The sequence below is a fragment of the Allochromatium palmeri genome, from assembly GCF_009720725.1.
GTDB lineage: Bacteria > Pseudomonadota > Gammaproteobacteria > Chromatiales > Chromatiaceae > Thermochromatium > Thermochromatium palmeri.
On record NZ_WNKT01000018.1, the window covers coordinates 1 to 16902 of the forward strand.

Genomic DNA, 16902 nt, shown 5'->3' on the forward strand with positions numbered 1-16902 from the left:
TGATCCACGTCCTTTGCGATCATAGATTCCATCAATCCCATGGTTATTCCAACGATGAATCCAATTATAAATAGTTATGCGACTGACATCAAAAATAATCGCCAGCTCTTCCGGTTTTTTCTTTTCTAAATGCAAAAGAATAATTGCATGTGCACGTTGACGAGCCGCATGACTATCGCTGCTAGCGTAAATGCTTTTGAGCTTTTTTAGCTGTTCTTCGTTGACTTCGATGATAATCATTTTCGTGTCTTACTTTGAAAGCTTTAAAGTTCTATGGTTTATACCATCTGCTGCTTGCGCTTAATCAATTAATCGAATCTGAAATGCGCGATAAAATGACATCGATCCGCAAAGCGTGTGAGCAAAGCTAATTTATACCCTGGCTTCTTGCTTATGGCAGAGATATTTATTATATACTCAAACAGGTATTTTGTTAAAATTATTTAATAGATGTACTTACCATCCTCAACCGCCGTCCTCCATCCCCGTTCGATATGACGGATGAGCCAATCGAACTTCCACCCAACGTCATACCACTGCGGCAGAGACAGTCGCGCTAAAGGCAGAACCACCAAGGTTGATAGGAGAGCCGTCACAGGCCGCACGCTTCGACTGCCGTCACGCTTGTATCGACTTAGTAAGTTGGCATAAATTTTCCAGTCTTCGTATCGACAACGCCACCCGCCGCACCTTGTAGAAAATTTCCAGTTCTGTTGTCAATATAATTGCCGCCACCGACAGAAGTAGCTGGCACACCATTAACTAACAAAGGCGGTTGAGTTGATGCTGCTGACGCTGATTCCGGGCGAGCGCCACCATTTTCGTTTGCATTGGATATAAACTGATCGAAAGCCTTTTCGTTTGCACGTCTCATGGATCCAGACTTGAAAGACCGATTTGCCTGTTTATGCATGGCCTCAAGCCTCTCAACTTGGCTTTCTCGGCTTTTTAATCCCTCAGCCAATAAAGTTTTGCTTACAACGCGCAAGCTGATAGGTAGTCAACAAAAATCCTTATCGGGATAGTGATCTCTCCAGCAACTCTCTGGGGTAGTTGTTAGTCTAGGACTGGGAATCGCCTTGATCACTTTTCCGACTTCTAAGAAACTCAACCCATACGCGACAGTCAGTCTGTCATAATCCTCGCGCCGAACCCCAGGCGCTTCGAGGTTATTGGGCAGATCAATGCGGTGCGGATTAGCGCATAACCATGTCATATTAGGGCACGATCTAAGCGCTCGTTGCAAACTACAATAAAACGGCATTCGCATACCGCCACCGCAATAGAATGCAGGAATGCCTTTTAGGTCGTTTTGGCTGAGTAAATTATTCTTCCACGTTCGCCATGAATTTTGGTTTTGCACTTGCCCTTTAACTTTACCGTAAAAACTTTCATCTGGTGTCTGTTCGCTGCCATGGAAGCTGGTTTCAATAGCATCAAAATAATGCGAGCAGTGCTCTGGAATCGCAAAATCACGGTCAGTAGCAAATTTCAATTGCTCAAGAGATGAGAGCAAATCGCTATTGCCGCCCTGTTCTTGTAGCGCGTTTTTCCACCAATTAATGCGATAGCGATGCAGGTTTATCACGCCATGCGGCTCTACCACGGAGGTGAAAAACTCAAAATCCCAACGTCCACCTCTGGCTTTCTTGACCTGAAACAGGGACGAATCAACAGATCCGGCGCCAACAGGTCTTATACACGGCTTCAGACTAGCAGAGTGTTGATAAACCACAAGTCGAACCGGGTCATCCTGACGGACGTTGAACGAGACGACAGCCTCAGCTCCGTTAGTCCTATGGGGAATGGGCAGGATGATCTGACTAGGAACGGCTGTGATGTAGTGCACACCTCGATAGAGCCACCGGTCCCGGCCAGTTGTCCAACTGTGTCGACTGGGGTACTGTGCGAACCCTGTGCAGCGGCGGTCGACGTGCCCGAACCGCCCGTCTGGGAGACGTATGGAGATGGTCAAGCAGACCCTCAGCGAAGACGACATCAGCGTCAAGTTCGTCACGCCCGCGATCGTCCGGGCCGGTTGGGATGAGCTGACCCAGATACGCCGTCAGGTCACGTTCACCAAGGGACGCCTAATCGTGCGCGTACGCCTGGTGACACGCGGTCGCGCCAAACGGGCGGACATCATCCTCTACTACGCCGGCATCCCGATTGCGATCATCGAGATCAAGGACAAGCGCCACGCCCTGGGCGACGGGATGCAGCAGGGGCTGGAATACGCCAAGATCCTCGACGTGCCCTTCGTCTTCGCCACCAATGGCGACGGCTTCGTCTTCCACGACCGTACCGGCCAGGGCGCCCAGCTCGAAACCACACTCGGCCTCGACCAGTTCCCCGCGCCGGCGGATCTCTGGACCCTCTATCGCACCTGGAAGGGACTCGGCCCGGAGCAGGAAGCCCTGGTGCTCCAGCCCTACTATGACGACGGCAGCGGACGCGAACCACGCTACTACCAGCGCAACGCCATCAATGCCACGGTCGAGGCCATCGCACGCGGTCTGACGCGCATCCTCTTGGTCATGGCCACCGGCACCGGCAAGACCTACACCGCCTTTCAGATCATCTGGCGGTTGTGGAAGGCCGGTCACAAGCAACGCATCCTGTTTCTGGCCGACCGCAACGTGCTGATCGATCAGACCATGGTCAACGACTTCCGCCCCTTCGGTCCGGCCATGGCCAAACTCAGCACCAGCACCAAGACCATCGAACGCGCCGACGGCCACACAACCGAGCTGACCAGCGCCGTCGATCGGCGGCGGCGCGTCGATACGGCCTATGAGATCTATCTCGGGCTCTATCAGGCGCTCACCGGCCCCGAGGAACGCCAAAAGCTCTACCGCGACTTCTCACCCGGTTTCTTCGATCTGATCGTGGTCGACGAATGTCATCGCGGCAGCGCCGCCGAGGACTCGGCCTGGCGCGAGATCCTCGACTATTTCAGCGCCGCGACCCAGATCGGCCTGACCGCCACGCCGAAGGAGACCGAATACGTCTCCAACATCCATTACTTCGGCCCACCGGTCTACAGCTACTCGCTCAAGCAGGGCATCCACGACGGCTTCCTCGCGCCCTACAAGGTCATCAAGGTCCATCTGGACGTCGACGTCACCGGCTATCGGCCCAAGCCCGAGGAGACCGATCTCAACGGCCATCGCATCGAGGACCGGCTCTACAACCAGAAGGACTTCGACCGCAGCCTGGTCATCGACGAACGCACCGCGCGCGTGGCGCGCTGGGTCTCGGACTATCTCAAGCAGAGCGGCGACCGCTTTCAGAAGACCATCGTGTTCTGCGTCGACACCGAGCACGCGGCCCGGATGCGCCAGGCGCTGATCAACGAGAACGCCGATCTGGCCCAGGCCAACAGCCGCTATGTGATGCGCATCACCGGCGACGATGCCGAGGGACAGGCGCAACTGGGCAACTTCATCGACCCCGAGAGCCGCTATCCGGTCATCGTCACGACCTCGCGCCTGCTCTCCACAGGCGTGGATGCCCAGACCTGTCGGTTGATCGTGCTCGACCGCGAGGTCGGCTCCATGACCGAGTTCAAGCAGATCCTCGGGCGTGGCACGCGGGTGCATGAGGACAGCGGCAAGTATTACTTCACCCTAGTCGACTTCCGGAAGGCGACCAACCATTTCGCCGATCCCGACTTCGATGGCGAGCCGGTGCAGATCTATGAGCCGGACGAAGGCGATCCGCCGCTGCCGCCCGAGGATGTGGCTCCAGGTGCTGAGGACGAAGATCCGATTCCGCCCCAGCCCGGTGAGGATGAGACGGTCATCGTCGATCCTCAGCCTCCCGAGATTCCGCTACCGATCGGCGACCCCGAACCGCCGCGCAAGTATTACATCCAGGGTCAGCCGGTCCGGGTGCTGACCGAGCGTGTCGAATACCTCGACGCCTCCGGCAAGCTGGTGACCGAAAGCCTGCGCGACTACTCGCGCCGCACCATCCGCGATCAGTACGCCAGCCTGGATCAATTCCTGCGCCGCTGGCGCGACACCGAGCACAAGGCGGCCATTCTCGCCGAGCTGGCCGAGGCTGGTCTGCCGCTGGAGCCGTTGGCCGAGGAGATCGGCCTGGATCTCGACCCCTTCGATCTGATCTGTCATATTGCCTTCGACCAGCCACCGCTCACCCGCCGCGAACGGGCCGGACGGCTCAAGCAGGGTGATGTCTTCACCCAATACGGCGAGCAGGCCCGCACCGTGCTTGAGGCACTGCTCGACAAGTACCAGGACGAGGGATTGGTCGCGGATCTCGACAACGTGCGTCTGCTGTCAATTTCGCCGTTCAGCGCCATGGGCACGCCGGTGCAGCTCATCAAGGCGTTCGGCGGACGGGCGGGCTACGAGGCGGCGGTCCATGCGTTGCAGGATGCGCTCTATCAGGACGCGGTTTGATCGCCGACCGCCGAAGTCAACTGCTCGCTCCACAATCAGCCCAGGATCTATCGCACCGTGTCAGTTCGGACCACCGTCAAATCCATCCAGGACATCATGCGCCAGGATGTCGGCGTCGACGGCGACGCCCAGCGTCTCTCGCAGCTCTGCTGGATGTTCTTCCTCAAGATCATCGATGACCAGGATCAGGAGCTGGAGCTGACGCGCGACGACTACCGCTCGCCGATTCCGAGCCGGTTTCAATGGCGCACCTGGGCCGCCGATGCCGAGGGACTGACCGGCGAGCACCTGCTTGATTTCATCAACGACGATCTCTTTCCAAGCCTCAAGGGGCTGCCGGCGCTCGGATCCAATGCCAATCGCGCGCGCGTGGTGCGGGGCGTCTTCGAGGACGCCTACAATTACATGAAGTCCGGGCAGCTCATGCGCCAGGTCATCAACCGCATCAATGAGGTCGATTTCAACGATCTGGCCGAGCGGCGGCACTTCGGCGACATCTACGAGCAACTGCTCAACGACCTGCAAAGCGCGGGCAATGCGGGCGAGTATTACACCCCGCGCGCCCTGACCACCTTCATGGCCGAGCGCCTCGACCCCAAGCCGGGCGAGATCCTGCTCGACCCTTCGTGCGGGACCGGCGGTTTTCTCACCTGTGCCATCCGTTACATGCGCGAGCGTCATGTGAAGACGCCCGAGGACGAGCGCTGGCTCCAGACCGGGTTGCGCGCGGTCGAGAAGAAGCAGCTCCCGCACATGCTGTGCGTCACCAATCTGCTGCTGCACGGGATCGAAGATCCGAGCTGCGTGCGGCACGACAACACCCTGGCACGGCCCTATGTCAGCTATGGCCCTGCTGATCGGGTCGACATCATTCTGACCAATCCACCCTTCGGCGGGCGCGAGGAGCCCGGCATCGAGTCGAGCTTTCCAGCCCATCTGCGCACCCGCGAGACCGCCGATCTGTTTCTGGCGCTCTTCATCCGGTTGCTCAAGCCGGGTGGACGCGCCGCTGTGGTGCTGCCCGACGGCACCCTGTTCGGTGAGGGTGTCAAGACCCGGCTCAAGGAGCAACTGCTGGAGGAGTGCAACCTGCACACCATCGTTCGGCTACCGAACAGCGTCTTCAAGCCCTACGCCAGCATCGGCACCAATCTGCTGTTCTTCGAGAAGGGCGAGCCGACGCGCGAGGTCTGGTTCTACGAGCACCGCGTGCCCGAGGGACAGAAAGCCTATTCGATGACCAAGCCGATCCGGGTCGAGCATCTGCAAGGCTGCGTCGACTGGTGGGGCGGCTCCGAGCGCGCCGGACGCGAGCCGACCGAGGTCGCCTGGAAGGTGACGCTGGAGGAGATCAAGGCGCGCCACTACAACCTCGATGTCAAGAATCCGCATACGGTCGCCGATGACCACGGCGATCCCGAGGAACTGCTGGCCCGGCTGGAGCAGGACGAGCGGACGGTCGGTGAGTTGCGCGAGCAGCTCAAGGCGATGTTGGCGGAGGCGCTGTTGCGATGAGCATCGACGAGTCCTCATCAAGCGCACTGCCGGTTCAGTATTTCGTTGACGAAAGCGGGGACGGCGTGCTGTTCGACGGCAAAGGCCGGGTGCTATACGAAGCGGGGAGCGCGCCACGACATTTCATTCTGGGCATGGTGCGGATTGAACAGCCCGAGCAGGTCGCGCAGGCGTTGACGGAACTGCGAATCGCGCTGTTGGCTGACCCCTACTTCAAAGACGTGCCGTCTTTTCAGCCCGAGGCAGGCAAGACGGCACTGCACTTCCATGCCAAGGACGATCTGCCTGAAGTCCGGCGCGAGGTCTTGCGGCTACTGTTGACCCTGGATTTCAAATTTTTCGCCGTCGTGAAGAGCATGAAGGCGGTGCTCGACTATGTGCGCCGACGCAACCTCATGGACAGCCGCTATCGTTATCAGCCCAACGAGTTGTACGACTTGACCGTCCGGATGCTCTTCAAGCACCGGCTCCACCAGCATCAGGCTTATCGGATCGTTTTCGCCAGACGAGGCAAGCGTGATCGCACCGATGCGCTCAGGGAGCAACTCAGGCTCACCCGTGAGCGTTTCCTGCGAGAGCTGAGTCGGGCGACGGAAGAGACCGCGTTGGAAGTGATTCCCGCCTATCCACACGAGTCTCCGGGACTTCAGGTCGCGGACTACTGCCTGTGGGCGCTCCAGCGGCTATTCGAGAAAGAGGAGGATCGTTACGTGCAGATGCTGTGGCCGAAGGTTTCGCTGATCCACGACGTGGACGATACCTGCCAGAACCGCTATGGCTGTTACTACAACAAGCGCAAGCCCTTGACGCTTGCGGACATAAAAAATCGGCAGGTATAGGATTCAGGGCTTGAGCCAAGGATCACACGGCGTGAAGCCGAATTTTGCCTGCCGATCTAACTTGAGGATTACCCATGAATGAAGCGATGTCAAGCTCGCTTCACGACTACGACCCACTCGTGGAGGCGGCTGTTGCGATGCGTTTGAGCGAGCGCTTTCAGATCGATCCCGCTGTCTGCCACAGCGAGCCGGTGATCCGCGATACCCGCGTTCCCGTTTCGATTGTCCTGGGCAGCTTGGCGGGCGGCATGAGCCAAGGCAAGATCACGGACGAGTACGGCGTGACGCCTGCGGACATCCAGGCCGCGCTGAATGTCGCGAATGACCGCCTCGCGTCGTCGCCTCTGATGCGCTCGAAGCCTTGACGAAAGCGGGGGAAGAAGCCAATATGATCTCAACAACACCCCCCACGCCTCTCAACGATGCGCACCAGGGGGGTTACTTTTTTGGGCGATCGGCGCGGCGCGCTCACCGGAGCCGTGCATGACCAAGCCTGCCAAGACCTACGCCGAGCAGCTTCAGCTCCTGAAGGATCGGGGCCTGCATGTGCCGGATGCCTCCTTTGCGCTCCACTGTCTGGCCCATCACAACTACTACCGCCTCTCGGCCTACCGCGTTCCATTCACCGAGCCTGGTCAGCCGGACCGGTTCCAGCCTGGCACAACCTTCGATCAGCTTTGGAAGCTCTACCAGTTCGACCGCGAACTGCGCCGTCTCGTCATTGAGGGCTGTAAGCGCGTTGAGATCTCGGTCCGTTCGCGTTGGGCCTATGAGATCGGTCATCAACTCGGCCCGCTGGCGTATCTGGACAATCGGCACTTTGCTGATCCGGCGATTCATGCCCGTACCCTGACCAAACTCGAACGGGAGCTGGTGCGCAGCCGCGAGGAGTTCATCCGCTATCATCGCGAGACGCTCCGTCAGCCGTGGCCGCCGGTATGGGTGCTGATCGAGATCGCCTCCTTTGGCAATATCTCCAGTCTGCTTCAGCAAACCCAGCCGCCCAGACTGCGCCAGGCGGTCGCCGATACCTATGGTCTGGACGAAAAGACCTTCTGCTCGCTGTTGCATCACCTGAGCGTGGTGCGCAATACCGCCGCACATCATAGCCGGCTGTGGAATCGGCGCTTCACGGTCACCTTCCAGCTTCCCCGGAAGAAGCCACCGCACCTGTGGCCCAACTTCTCGACCTGTCCGCATCATGGCACGGGGCGCGAGCGCAATCTCTACAACACCCTGGTGCTGCTGGTGCATCTCATCGAGTACATCGAGCCGAATGGGTGTTGGCCACGGCGACTGGTGGCGCATCTCGCTACCTTGGATCCTGCTTTGCAAACGCACATGGGTTGCCCGGATGACTGGCGTCAGCGCCCGTTGTGGCAACCGCTTTCGCTTCCTGGAGAGCCTGCATGACCCCAGACCTACTCCTCGCCCAGTTCGACCGACTCGCCGAGGCACCTGATGCCATTCCGCGTCTGCGCCGCTTCATACTCGATCTGGCGGTGCGTGGGAAACTGGTCGAGCAGGATCCGAATGATGAGCCAGCAGCGGAGTTGTTGAAGCGGGTTACGGCGGAGAAGGAACGGTTGGTCAAATCTGGTGAGATCAGAAAATCCAAACCATCTGCGCCGATTAAACCGTCTGAGTTTCCAATCGACACCCCTCCGACTTGGTGCTGGATTCGATTAAGCGACTTAGGTCGACTCGCCGGGGGGATGACACCATCAAAAAACAAATCAGACTATTGGGATGGCGATCTTCTCTGGTTATCTCCAAAAGACATTAAGTCAGATGAAATCAGCGACTCAGAACTGAAGATCACTTTAAAGGGGCTGTCAGACACTCGGCTGGAGCTTTTTCCGCCTGGAAGTCTATTTATGGTAGCTAGAAGTGGAATCCTTAAGCGAACATTTCCGGTAGCGATCAATCGTATTCCAGCCGCGAGCAACCAAGATCTTAAAGTCTTAATTCCCTATCTCAAAGGAAATGAGCGCTATTTGCAAATAATGTTTCGCGGATTGACGAACTTTATACTTCGTGATTTAGTCAAGACAGGAACCACCGTTCAAAGCCTCAAGTATGCAGAGTTTGAATCTCAACCTGTACCAATTCCCCCACTCGCCGAACAACACCGCATCGTCGCCAAAGTCGATGAACTGATGGCGCTGTGCGATCAGTTGGAAGCCGCGCAAGCCGAGCGCGAGCAGGACCGCGAGCGTTTGCTGTCCGCTAGCCTGCAACGGCTGAATCGGCCTGCTGAGGAAGCCGAGACCTTCCGCCAGCACGCCCGGTTCGTCCTTGATCATCTCCCGCGCCTCACCGTCCGCCCCGAGCAGATCAAGTCACTGCGTCAGACGATCCTGAATCTCGCGGTGCGTGGGCGGTTGGTGCCACAGGATCCGAATGATGAGCCATCTTTTCACGCTCACGTGGCATCAGAGAGCGCTGTTGAAGGTCGTCTGTTTATATCCTTGCCGAGTTGTTGGAGTTGGGCGCGTGTAGAAGATGTAGCGACAGCAAGGCTTGGCAAAATGCTTGATAAGGCAAAGAATACTGGTGAGCTATTTCACTATCTGCGAAACACCAATGTCCACTGGTTTGAAATCCGACTGGAGGAACTCAAGAGCATAAGGCTCCAAAAGAACGAAGTAGAGGAGTATGCGCTTGTCGATGGTGATATTCTCATTTGCGAAGGTGGGCATGGAATCGGTCGAACTGCGGTTTGGCGATATCCCTTAGATCAGGTCGTTTTTCAGAAAGCGCTCCACAGGGTTCGCCCAGGACCTCTCCTCAATAGTGACTTCTTTTCGTTCTGTATAAATGTTTATTTCAACAGTGGAGTCCTGCAACGATATTTCACTGGCGTTGGGATACCGCATTTTACAGGCAAAGCTCTCTCTAAGCTCACATTCCCCCTCCCACCCATCGCCGAACAACACCGCATCGTCGCCAAAGTTGATGAACTAATGGCGGTTTGCGACCAGCTCGAAGCCCATCTGAGCATCACTCACACCGACAACCGCCGCCTGCTCGAAGCCGTGCTCCACGACGCCCTGGCCCCAGCCCTAGCCGACGCCGCCTGAAACACACCGCACGACAGGCAACACCACAGACGAGGAGGCATCCATGCCCGAGCTACACCCGCAATTTCTGACCGACCCGGACGGGAAGCGCCTGTCCGTCGTCCTGCCGATAGCCGAATACGAGGCACTGATGAGCTACCTGGAGGACATCGAGGACGTGAAAGCCGCCGAGGAGGCCTGGCGAAAAATCGAATCCGGCGAGGACGCCGTTATCAGTCTTGACGAATTTCTCTGCGATGACCTGGCGCGTTGAGTTGTCGGGCGAGATCCAGCGGCAAATCCGGCGGCTGGACCGGGGAACCCGAACGCGCATCGAGCGGTTCATGGTCGATCGACTGGCAACCGATGAAGATCCCCGCCGCCTTGGTCAGGTCCTACAAGGCAATCTGACCGGACTTTGGCGCTATCGCATCGGCGACTATCGCCTGATCTGCCGCATCGTGGATGACCGCTGTGTAATTCTGGCGCTCACTGTCGGCCACCGGCGCGAAGTCTACCGTGAGCACTGACCGCAACAACGAAGACCCGACGCGCGCGAATCGTCCTGCCCTCTGGCCAACACCAACGGATGCGAAAGGATCCGCTTATGATCGACAACCACGATGAGGCGCGGCGAATCAGGCGTTCGCCAGCGCCTGCTGCCTGAGACACCCCAATGCAACCCGGCGACAAGGTCAGACTCAAGGCCAACCCCGGACGGATCGGCATCCTCGGCAGCGAGACCGACGGCCCCTCCCAACGGCGTGTGCTCGTCCACTTCCTCGACGGCAGCGAAGAATTCATACTCCGAGGTGCCTTAGAAAAGGTCGTTCAGGGCGCCACCAGCCCCCACGCCATGATGCAGGCCGGTCGCTATGGCCGAGTGGCCGATCTGCGCGGGGCCATCACCTACTACCGCCTCAGCGGACGCCTGGCCAACCTGATCTACAGCCTCAACACCACCAACACCGACTTCCTGGCCTACCAGTTCAAGCCGGTGCTGCAATTTCTCGATTCCCCCTGCAACGGCCTGCTGATCGCCGACGAGGTCGGTCTCGGCAAAACGATCGAAGCCGGTCTGATCTGGACCGAACTGCGCGCCCGCCTCGACGCCCGCCGCCTGCTGGTGATCTGTCCGGCGATGCTGCGCGAGAAATGGCAGACCGAACTCAGTGACCGCTTCGGCGTACAGGCCGAGATCGTCGACGCCCAGACCCTGCACACCCGACTGGCGAGCGTGAAGGCCCGCCCACAACAGCCCTTCGCCCTGATCGCCTCCATGCAGGGCGTGCGCCCGCCGCGCGACTGGAACCCCGACGACCACGCCCAACCGTCCCAATCCGCCGCCGCTCAACTCGCGCGCTTCCTGGCCGACGCCAACCTGGAAGACCCCCTGCTCGATCTGGTGATAGTCGACGAGGCCCACTACCTGCGCAACGCCGAGACCCTGACCCACCGCTTCGCCCGCCTGCTGCGCCCCGTGACCCATCATCTGGTGATGCTGTCGGCCACCCCGATCCAACTGCGCAGCCGCGACCTCTACAACCTGCTGCATCTGCTCGACGAAGACGCCTTCCCCTATGAAAACTCCTTCGAGCACACCCTGCGCGCCAACGCCCCGCTGGTGGCCCTGCGCGACCGCGTGCTCAACGGCCAGGTCACCCAGGCCGAATTCGTAACGACACTGCACGAGGCCCGGCAACGCCGCCTGTTCGGCGACAACGAACAACTCGACCATCTGCTACGTCATCCGCCGAGCGATCAGGACTTGGGCACACCACGCGGTCGCGCCGAGATCAGCGACCAGCTCGACCGCATCAACCCGCTGGCCAAGGTCGTGACCCGCACCCTGAAACGCGATGTCCAGGAGCACCGCGTCCAGCGCTGCCCGGTGACGATCCGGGTCGAGCTGAGTCCGACCGAGCGTGCCTTTTACCTGCAAGTGACCGAGGCGGTGCGCAACTACTGTGACAAGGTCGCCGTCTCCGAAGGCTTCATGCTGACCATCCCTCAGCGACAGATGTCGAGCTGTCTGGCCGCTGCCTGCCGACGCTGGATCGCCCAGGCTGGTGACCGCGACGCCGATGAACTGGAGGAGGCCGCCTTCGAGCTGTTCGGCGACACCGAGGAGCCAAACAAACACCCCAATCTCGGACCGCTGTTGCTGCAACTGGCCGCCATCGCCCGCCGGGTCGGTGACCCGGACATCCTCCAGCATGAGGATCGCAAGTACGCCGATCTCCGCGCCGGCCTCATCCAGTATTGGAACGAGTACCCCGGTCGCAAGGTCGTCCTGTTCTCCTTCTACCGCCACACCCTGCACTATCTGGCCAAGCGGCTGGAAGCCGACGGCCTCAACGGAATCGTGCTGCACGGCGGAATGGACAAGCCGGGCGTGCTCCGTGCCTTCGCCGCCGAGGATGGACCCAACCTGCTGCTCTCGTCGGAAGTCGCCGCCGAGGGTATCGATCTCCAGTTCTCCAGCCTGCTGATCAACTATGACCTGCCCTGGAATCCGGCCCGCATCGAGCAGCGCATCGGTCGCATCGACCGCATCGGCCAGACCGCCGAGCGCATCCTGATCTGGAACTTCATCTATGCCGACACCATCGACGAACGCATCCATGATCGCCTGCTCGAACGCCTGAATATCTTCCAGCAAGCACTCGGCACCTTCGAGGCCCTGCTCGGGGACGCGATCCGCGCCCTGAGCTATGAACTGTTGTCCCACCAGCTCACCCCCGAGCAAGAGATCGAGCGCATCCAGCGCGCCGCCATCGCCATCGCCATCGAACAGAACAACCAGTTACAGGCGCAACTGGAAGAGGAAGCCACCCGCCTCATCGCCCATGGCGACTTCATCCAGAACAAGGTCCGCGCCGCCCGCGAGCTGGGGCGCTATATCCGGGGCGAGGATCTGCTGGCCTATGTCCGCGACTTCCTGGAGCGCGCGTATCCGGGCACCCGCCTGCTAGCCTCGGACGACGACCCGCTGGAACAGACGCTAGAGCTGTCGACCGCCGCCCGGCTTGCCTTCACCGAGTTCCTCAACGATCGTCGGCTCGGGAATACCCGCCTGCTGTCGGTGCCGCCGCCGCGACTGCTGTTCGAGAACCGGCTGGGTCGCCCGCTGCCCAATCTGGAGCGCCTCACCCAGGATCACCCGCTGGTCCAGTTCGTCGCCGCGCGCTCCAGGAGCGGATCGCGCACTACCAGGGGTTCGGCAACGAACGACAGCGGCGCATCATTCCCGCCTTGCAGGGCAAACAGCGCAAGGAGGAACAGCGGATCGAGGCCCGCTTCCAGGAACTGCGGCTCAAGGAACAGACCACGGCGCAGGACAGCCTGGTCTCGGTTGGGGTGATTCGGGTGACATAAGGCTAGGCCTGATGCAGAAGTTATTGACCGGTCAGTGTTGGCTGCCGCTCACTCAAGGAGACCATCAAGATGCCTGAACTCGATGCGCTTCTGGTAGAGATCGACGACCTGAAAACCCGTCTCGATACCGCCCGCCCCCTAACCAGCACGCAACTGCAACTGGCGCTGGACATCGAATACACCTACGAAAGCAACCGCATCGAAGGCAACACGCTGACGCTGCGTGAGACCGATCTGGTGGTCAACAAAGGACTCACGGTCGGCGGCAAGTCGATGCGCGAACACCTGGAGGCGATCAATCACTACGAAGCCATTCTGTATATCCGCGAGCTGGCAACCAGGGGCGCAACCCTGGATGAACAGGAATTGCGCAACATCCACGCACTCGTACTGCGCGGCATCGATCGGGACAACGCGGGGCGCTATCGCCACCTACCGGTCATGATCGCCGGCAGCCGTCATGTGCCGCCGCAGCCATGGGCCGTGCCCAAGCTGATGGAGGACTATGGCCGATGGCTCACCGGCAAGTCACAGGGTCTGCATCCGGTGGTCCGCGCTGCCGAGGCGCACGAACGGCTGGTGACGATCCATCCCTTTATCGACGGCAATGGCCGCACGGCACGGCTGGCGATGAACCTGATCCTGCTGGCCAATGGTTACAGCATCACCAACATTCCCGGCGATACCGACAGCCGCCGTGACTACTACGATGCGCTGGAAAAGGCCAATCTGGAAGCCGACAAGTCGGTTTTCATCACGCTCATCGCCGGGCATGTGCTGCACGGGATGAAAACGCTGCTGAAACGCCTTGGAGCCATATGATGGCGGCCCTCCATTTCAAATGGAGCGATACAATAGGGACATCGCGTTGGAACCAAATCCATTCAGATGTCCATCCTATCGCCCTAAGCGATTAGACGTGCTGGATCTCTTGCGGAGCAATCAATGAAACCGAACTGGTACGGCCTGAGTGTCGACGAGGCACTCGATACCCTGAACGCCTCGCACGAGCGCGGCCTGTCACATGCCGATGTCGAGGCACGCCGCCCGGAGGCAGGCTGGAACGAACTCGCCTTCAAGAAGACACCCGCCTGGGTGCGTTTCCTGCGGCAGTTCAAGGACTCGATGGTCATCATCCTGCTGGTGACGGCCACCATCACGGGCCTGCTGACTGCGCTCGGCAGCCACATGCTGCCCGATACCCTGGTCATTCTCGGCGTGGTGCTGCTCAATGCCATCCTCGGCTTCGTGCAGGAGGGCAAGGCTGAGGGCGCGCTCGATGCCCTACGCAGTATGATGGTGCCCGAATGCCTCGTGATGCGCGACGGCGAACTGATGCGTCTGCCCTCGCGCGAGCTGGTGCCGGGCGATGTGGTGATCCTGGAAGGCGGCGACAAGATCCCGGCTGACATCCGCTTCATCGACGCCAGCAGCGCCTATGTCGACGAGTCCTCGCTGACCGGCGAATCGGTGCCGGTGCAGAAATCCACCCAGCCGCTCGCTGGCGATACTCTGGTCCCGGGCGATCAGCGCAACATGGGCTTCTCCGGCACCTATCTGACCCAGGGCACGGCGCGCGGTCTGGTGGTCGAGACCGGCGCCAACACCGTCTTCGGCCAGATCGCCGACATGGTCAAGAGCGCCGATTCAGGCCAGACGCCCTTGCAGCGCAAGATGAGCGAGTTCGTCCACACGCTCATCAAGGCCATTCTCGCCGTCGGCGCCTTCAACTTCGTCTATGGACTCTATCTCGGCTATGACATGGGCTACAGCTTCCTCGGCGCCGTGTCGCTGGTGGTCGCGGCCATCCCCGAGATGCTGCCGGCGCTGGTCACAGCCATCCTGGCGGTCTCGGGCACGATCATGGCTTCACGCAAGGCGCTCATTCGCAAGCTGCCGGCCGCCGAGACCCTGGGCGCGACCTCGGTCATCTGTTCGGACAAGACCGGCACCCTGACCGAGAATCGCATGACGGTCACGCGCGTCCAGGTCGGCACCCAGACCCTGGAAGTCTCGGGCGTGGGCTATGACGTGACCGGGCACTATGTGCACGACGGCAAACAGATCGACACCGCCGGGCACCCGGCCCTGCACACGCTGATGGAAATCGGCGCCGCCTGCAACAATGCCCATTTGAAGGACGAAGGCGGTGGGGTCGGTGATCCGACCGAGCTGGCGATCCTGGTCAGCGCCGCCAAGGCCGGGATCAGCAAGGGCGACGCGCATCGGCTCGGTGAGATCCCCTTCGATTCAGCCACCAAATACATGGCGGTCATGACCGAGCACGGCGGACGACGCTTCATCGCCGTCAAGGGCGCGCCCGAAACCGTGCTTGGTATGTGCACGAGCCAGTTAGACGCCGATGGACAGGCGGTCGCGCTCGATTCAGCGTCTTACCTGAGCGCCGCCCAGGGCTTTGCGCGCCAGGCGCTGCGCACGCTCGGTTTCGCCTTCAAGGAGGTCGATGCCGATCACGCCGATCTGCTGCACGCCGACCTGAGCGGCCTGACCTTCGCCGGACTCCAGGGCATGATCGACCCGCCCAAGACCTCGGCGATCGAAGCAGTCGCCAAGTGCAAGAGTGCCGGGATTCGCACCGTCATGGTCACAGGCGACCATCCCGACACCGCGCAGGCGGTCGCCTCCCAGCTTGGCATCACCGCCGACGAGGTGGTCACAGGCGCCCAGCTCGCCGAGATGTCGCCCGAGACGCTACGCGAATGCGTCAAGACCGTCTCGGTGTTCGCGCGCGTGGCCCCTGAGCACAAGAAATTCATCGCCGAAGCCTTCCAGGCCAATGGTCTGGTGGTCGCCATGACCGGCGACGGCGTCAACGACGCCCCGGCGCTCAAGCAGGCCGACATCGGCGTGGCCATGGGCATCGCCGGCACCGAGGTCGCGCGCGAGGCCGCCGACATGGTGCTGGCCGACGACAACTTCGCCACCATCGTCAACGCGGTCGAGGAAGGACGTCATGCCTGGACCAATCTCCAGAAGGCGATTCTCTATACATTGCCGACCAATGCCGCTCAGGCGCTGCTCATCATGGGCGCCATCTTCATGGCGGCCTTCGTGCCGGTGTTCGCCGAGCGCTTCGTACTCGAACCGATCCAGATCCTTTGGATCAATCTGATCGACTCGATACTCCTGACGCTACCGTTGATGATGGAGCCAAAGGAGAAGGATCTGCTCGCACGTCCGCCACGCGATCCGGGCGTGCGCATCATCGACGCGCTGTTTCTGCAACGTGTGGTGCTCATGGGGCTGATGATCGCGGTGCCGAGTTTCTTCGTGTATCACTATTTCGGCTCGATGGCCGTGGTCGATGGCGAGCTGGTCGATCCGCTCCTATTGACGCAGGCGCAGACGGCGGCTTTCTGGGTGATCCTCATGACTCAGATCGGCTATCTGATTTCGGCGCGCTCACTGTTCGACTCAGCGTTCAAACTCAACCCGCTCGGCAATCCCTGGCTGCTCGGCGGTATCGGGCTGAGCGTACTGCTGCATCTGACCGGCACCTTCGTCACCCCGGTCGCCGACGCCTTCCGGCTCGCAGCCTTCCCGACTGAGTGGTGGCCATTGATTTTGGCGACCCTGCTCCCGAGTTTCCTGGCTATCGAAACTGATAAACTGATCCGCGCGCGCTTCGCTCGACGCTAGTCACGCGGAAGCGACGGGAAC

The 16902-nt window shown here is 60.1% G+C and carries 14 protein-coding genes; 11 read left to right on the plus strand and 3 right to left on the minus strand.

What is annotated here, in order from left to right; genetic code table 11:
• From GJ668_RS09795 to GJ668_RS09805, 3 genes are all read right to left on the minus strand, one after another.
• Window positions 1-240, minus strand: a 240-nt coding sequence (locus GJ668_RS09795; protein WP_155449973.1) for a helix-turn-helix domain-containing protein, incomplete at its 3' end; no start/stop codon positions are given.
• A gap of 394 nt (window positions 241-634) precedes the next feature.
• Window positions 635-913, minus strand: coding sequence for a hypothetical protein (locus GJ668_RS09800; RefSeq protein ID WP_186343015.1), 279 nt, complete (start codon window positions 911-913; stop codon window positions 635-637).
• An 87-nt stretch (window positions 914-1000) separates the two neighbouring features.
• Window positions 1001-1849, minus strand: a complete 849-nt coding sequence (locus GJ668_RS09805) for a hypothetical protein (protein ID WP_155449975.1) — start codon at window positions 1847-1849, stop codon at window positions 1001-1003.
• A 118-nt stretch (window positions 1850-1967) separates the two neighbouring features.
• Here GJ668_RS09805 and hsdR point away from each other — a divergent pair, with 118 nt between their 5' ends.
• The 11 genes from hsdR (at window position 1968) to GJ668_RS09860 (ending at window position 16881) form a co-directional block, all read left to right on the plus strand.
• A complete protein-coding gene (hsdR, locus tag GJ668_RS09810) occupies window positions 1968-4427 on the plus strand; it encodes an EcoAI/FtnUII family type I restriction enzme subunit R (protein WP_155449976.1) in 2460 nt (819 codons plus the stop codon).
• 57 nt (window positions 4428-4484) lie between these two features.
• Entirely contained in the window at window positions 4485-5942 is a 1458-nt protein-coding gene (locus GJ668_RS09815; protein ID WP_186343016.1) for an N-6 DNA methylase, read from the plus strand.
• Window positions 5939-6781, plus strand: coding sequence for a DUF3800 domain-containing protein (locus tag GJ668_RS09820; protein ID WP_155449977.1), 843 nt, complete (start codon window positions 5939-5941; stop codon window positions 6779-6781). The genes GJ668_RS09815 and GJ668_RS09820 overlap by 4 nt, the downstream gene beginning before the upstream one ends.
• 74 nt (window positions 6782-6855) lie before the next feature.
• Window positions 6856-7146 carry a DUF433 domain-containing protein gene (locus GJ668_RS09825; RefSeq protein ID WP_246194770.1) on the plus strand — a complete coding sequence of 97 codons (291 nt, stop codon included), beginning with the start codon at window positions 6856-6858 and terminating at the stop codon, window positions 7144-7146.
• Between the two features lie 118 nt (window positions 7147-7264).
• Entirely contained in the window at window positions 7265-8194 is a 930-nt protein-coding gene (locus tag GJ668_RS09830) for an Abi family protein (RefSeq protein ID WP_155449978.1), read from the plus strand.
• A complete protein-coding gene (locus GJ668_RS09835; RefSeq protein ID WP_155449979.1) occupies window positions 8191-9864 on the plus strand; it encodes a restriction endonuclease subunit S in 1674 nt (557 codons plus the stop codon). The genes GJ668_RS09830 and GJ668_RS09835 overlap by 4 nt, the downstream gene beginning before the upstream one ends.
• Before the next feature lie 43 nt (window positions 9865-9907).
• Window positions 9908-10117 (plus strand): hypothetical protein, encoded by a 210-nt coding sequence (locus GJ668_RS09840; RefSeq protein WP_155449980.1) that lies wholly within the window; start codon window positions 9908-9910, stop codon window positions 10115-10117.
• Window positions 10101-10373, plus strand: a complete 273-nt coding sequence (locus GJ668_RS09845; RefSeq protein WP_155449981.1) for a type II toxin-antitoxin system RelE family toxin — start codon at window positions 10101-10103, stop codon at window positions 10371-10373. The genes GJ668_RS09840 and GJ668_RS09845 overlap by 17 nt, the downstream gene beginning before the upstream one ends.
• Before the next feature lie 146 nt (window positions 10374-10519).
• A complete protein-coding gene (locus GJ668_RS09850) occupies window positions 10520-13207 on the plus strand; it encodes an SNF2-related protein (RefSeq protein ID WP_155449982.1) in 2688 nt (895 codons plus the stop codon).
• Window positions 13208-13290: 83 nt separating this feature from the next.
• On the plus strand, window positions 13291-14043 hold the full coding sequence (locus tag GJ668_RS09855) for a Fic family protein (RefSeq protein WP_155449983.1): 753 nt from the start codon (window positions 13291-13293) through the stop codon (window positions 14041-14043).
• Between the two features lie 123 nt (window positions 14044-14166).
• Window positions 14167-16881, plus strand: coding sequence for a cation-translocating P-type ATPase (locus GJ668_RS09860; RefSeq protein WP_155449984.1), 2715 nt, complete (start codon window positions 14167-14169; stop codon window positions 16879-16881).
• The last annotated feature ends 21 nt before the right edge of the window (window positions 16882-16902 follow it).

What these genes read in the sequence shown, in the direction of transcription:
- GJ668_RS09800 (WP_186343015.1), bottom strand. Translation starts at nt 913, where the DNA reads ATGCATAAACAGGCAAATCGGTCTTTCAAGTCTGGATCCATGAGACGT.
- hsdR (WP_155449976.1), top strand. Translation starts at nt 1,968, where the DNA reads ATGGTCAAGCAGACCCTCAGCGAAGACGACATCAGCGTCAAGTTCGTC.
- GJ668_RS09820 (WP_155449977.1), top strand. Translation starts at nt 5,939, where the DNA reads ATGAGCATCGACGAGTCCTCATCAAGCGCACTGCCGGTTCAGTATTTC.
- GJ668_RS09825 (WP_246194770.1), top strand. Translation starts at nt 6,856, where the DNA reads ATGAATGAAGCGATGTCAAGCTCGCTTCACGACTACGACCCACTCGTG.
- GJ668_RS09830 (WP_155449978.1), top strand. Translation starts at nt 7,265, where the DNA reads ATGACCAAGCCTGCCAAGACCTACGCCGAGCAGCTTCAGCTCCTGAAG.
- GJ668_RS09835 (WP_155449979.1), top strand. Translation starts at nt 8,191, where the DNA reads ATGACCCCAGACCTACTCCTCGCCCAGTTCGACCGACTCGCCGAGGCA.
- GJ668_RS09840 (WP_155449980.1), top strand. Translation starts at nt 9,908, where the DNA reads ATGCCCGAGCTACACCCGCAATTTCTGACCGACCCGGACGGGAAGCGC.
- GJ668_RS09845 (WP_155449981.1), top strand. Translation starts at nt 10,101, where the DNA reads ATGACCTGGCGCGTTGAGTTGTCGGGCGAGATCCAGCGGCAAATCCGG.
- GJ668_RS09850 (WP_155449982.1), top strand. Translation starts at nt 10,520, where the DNA reads ATGCAACCCGGCGACAAGGTCAGACTCAAGGCCAACCCCGGACGGATC.
- GJ668_RS09855 (WP_155449983.1), top strand. Translation starts at nt 13,291, where the DNA reads ATGCCTGAACTCGATGCGCTTCTGGTAGAGATCGACGACCTGAAAACC.
- GJ668_RS09860 (WP_155449984.1), top strand. Translation starts at nt 14,167, where the DNA reads ATGAAACCGAACTGGTACGGCCTGAGTGTCGACGAGGCACTCGATACC.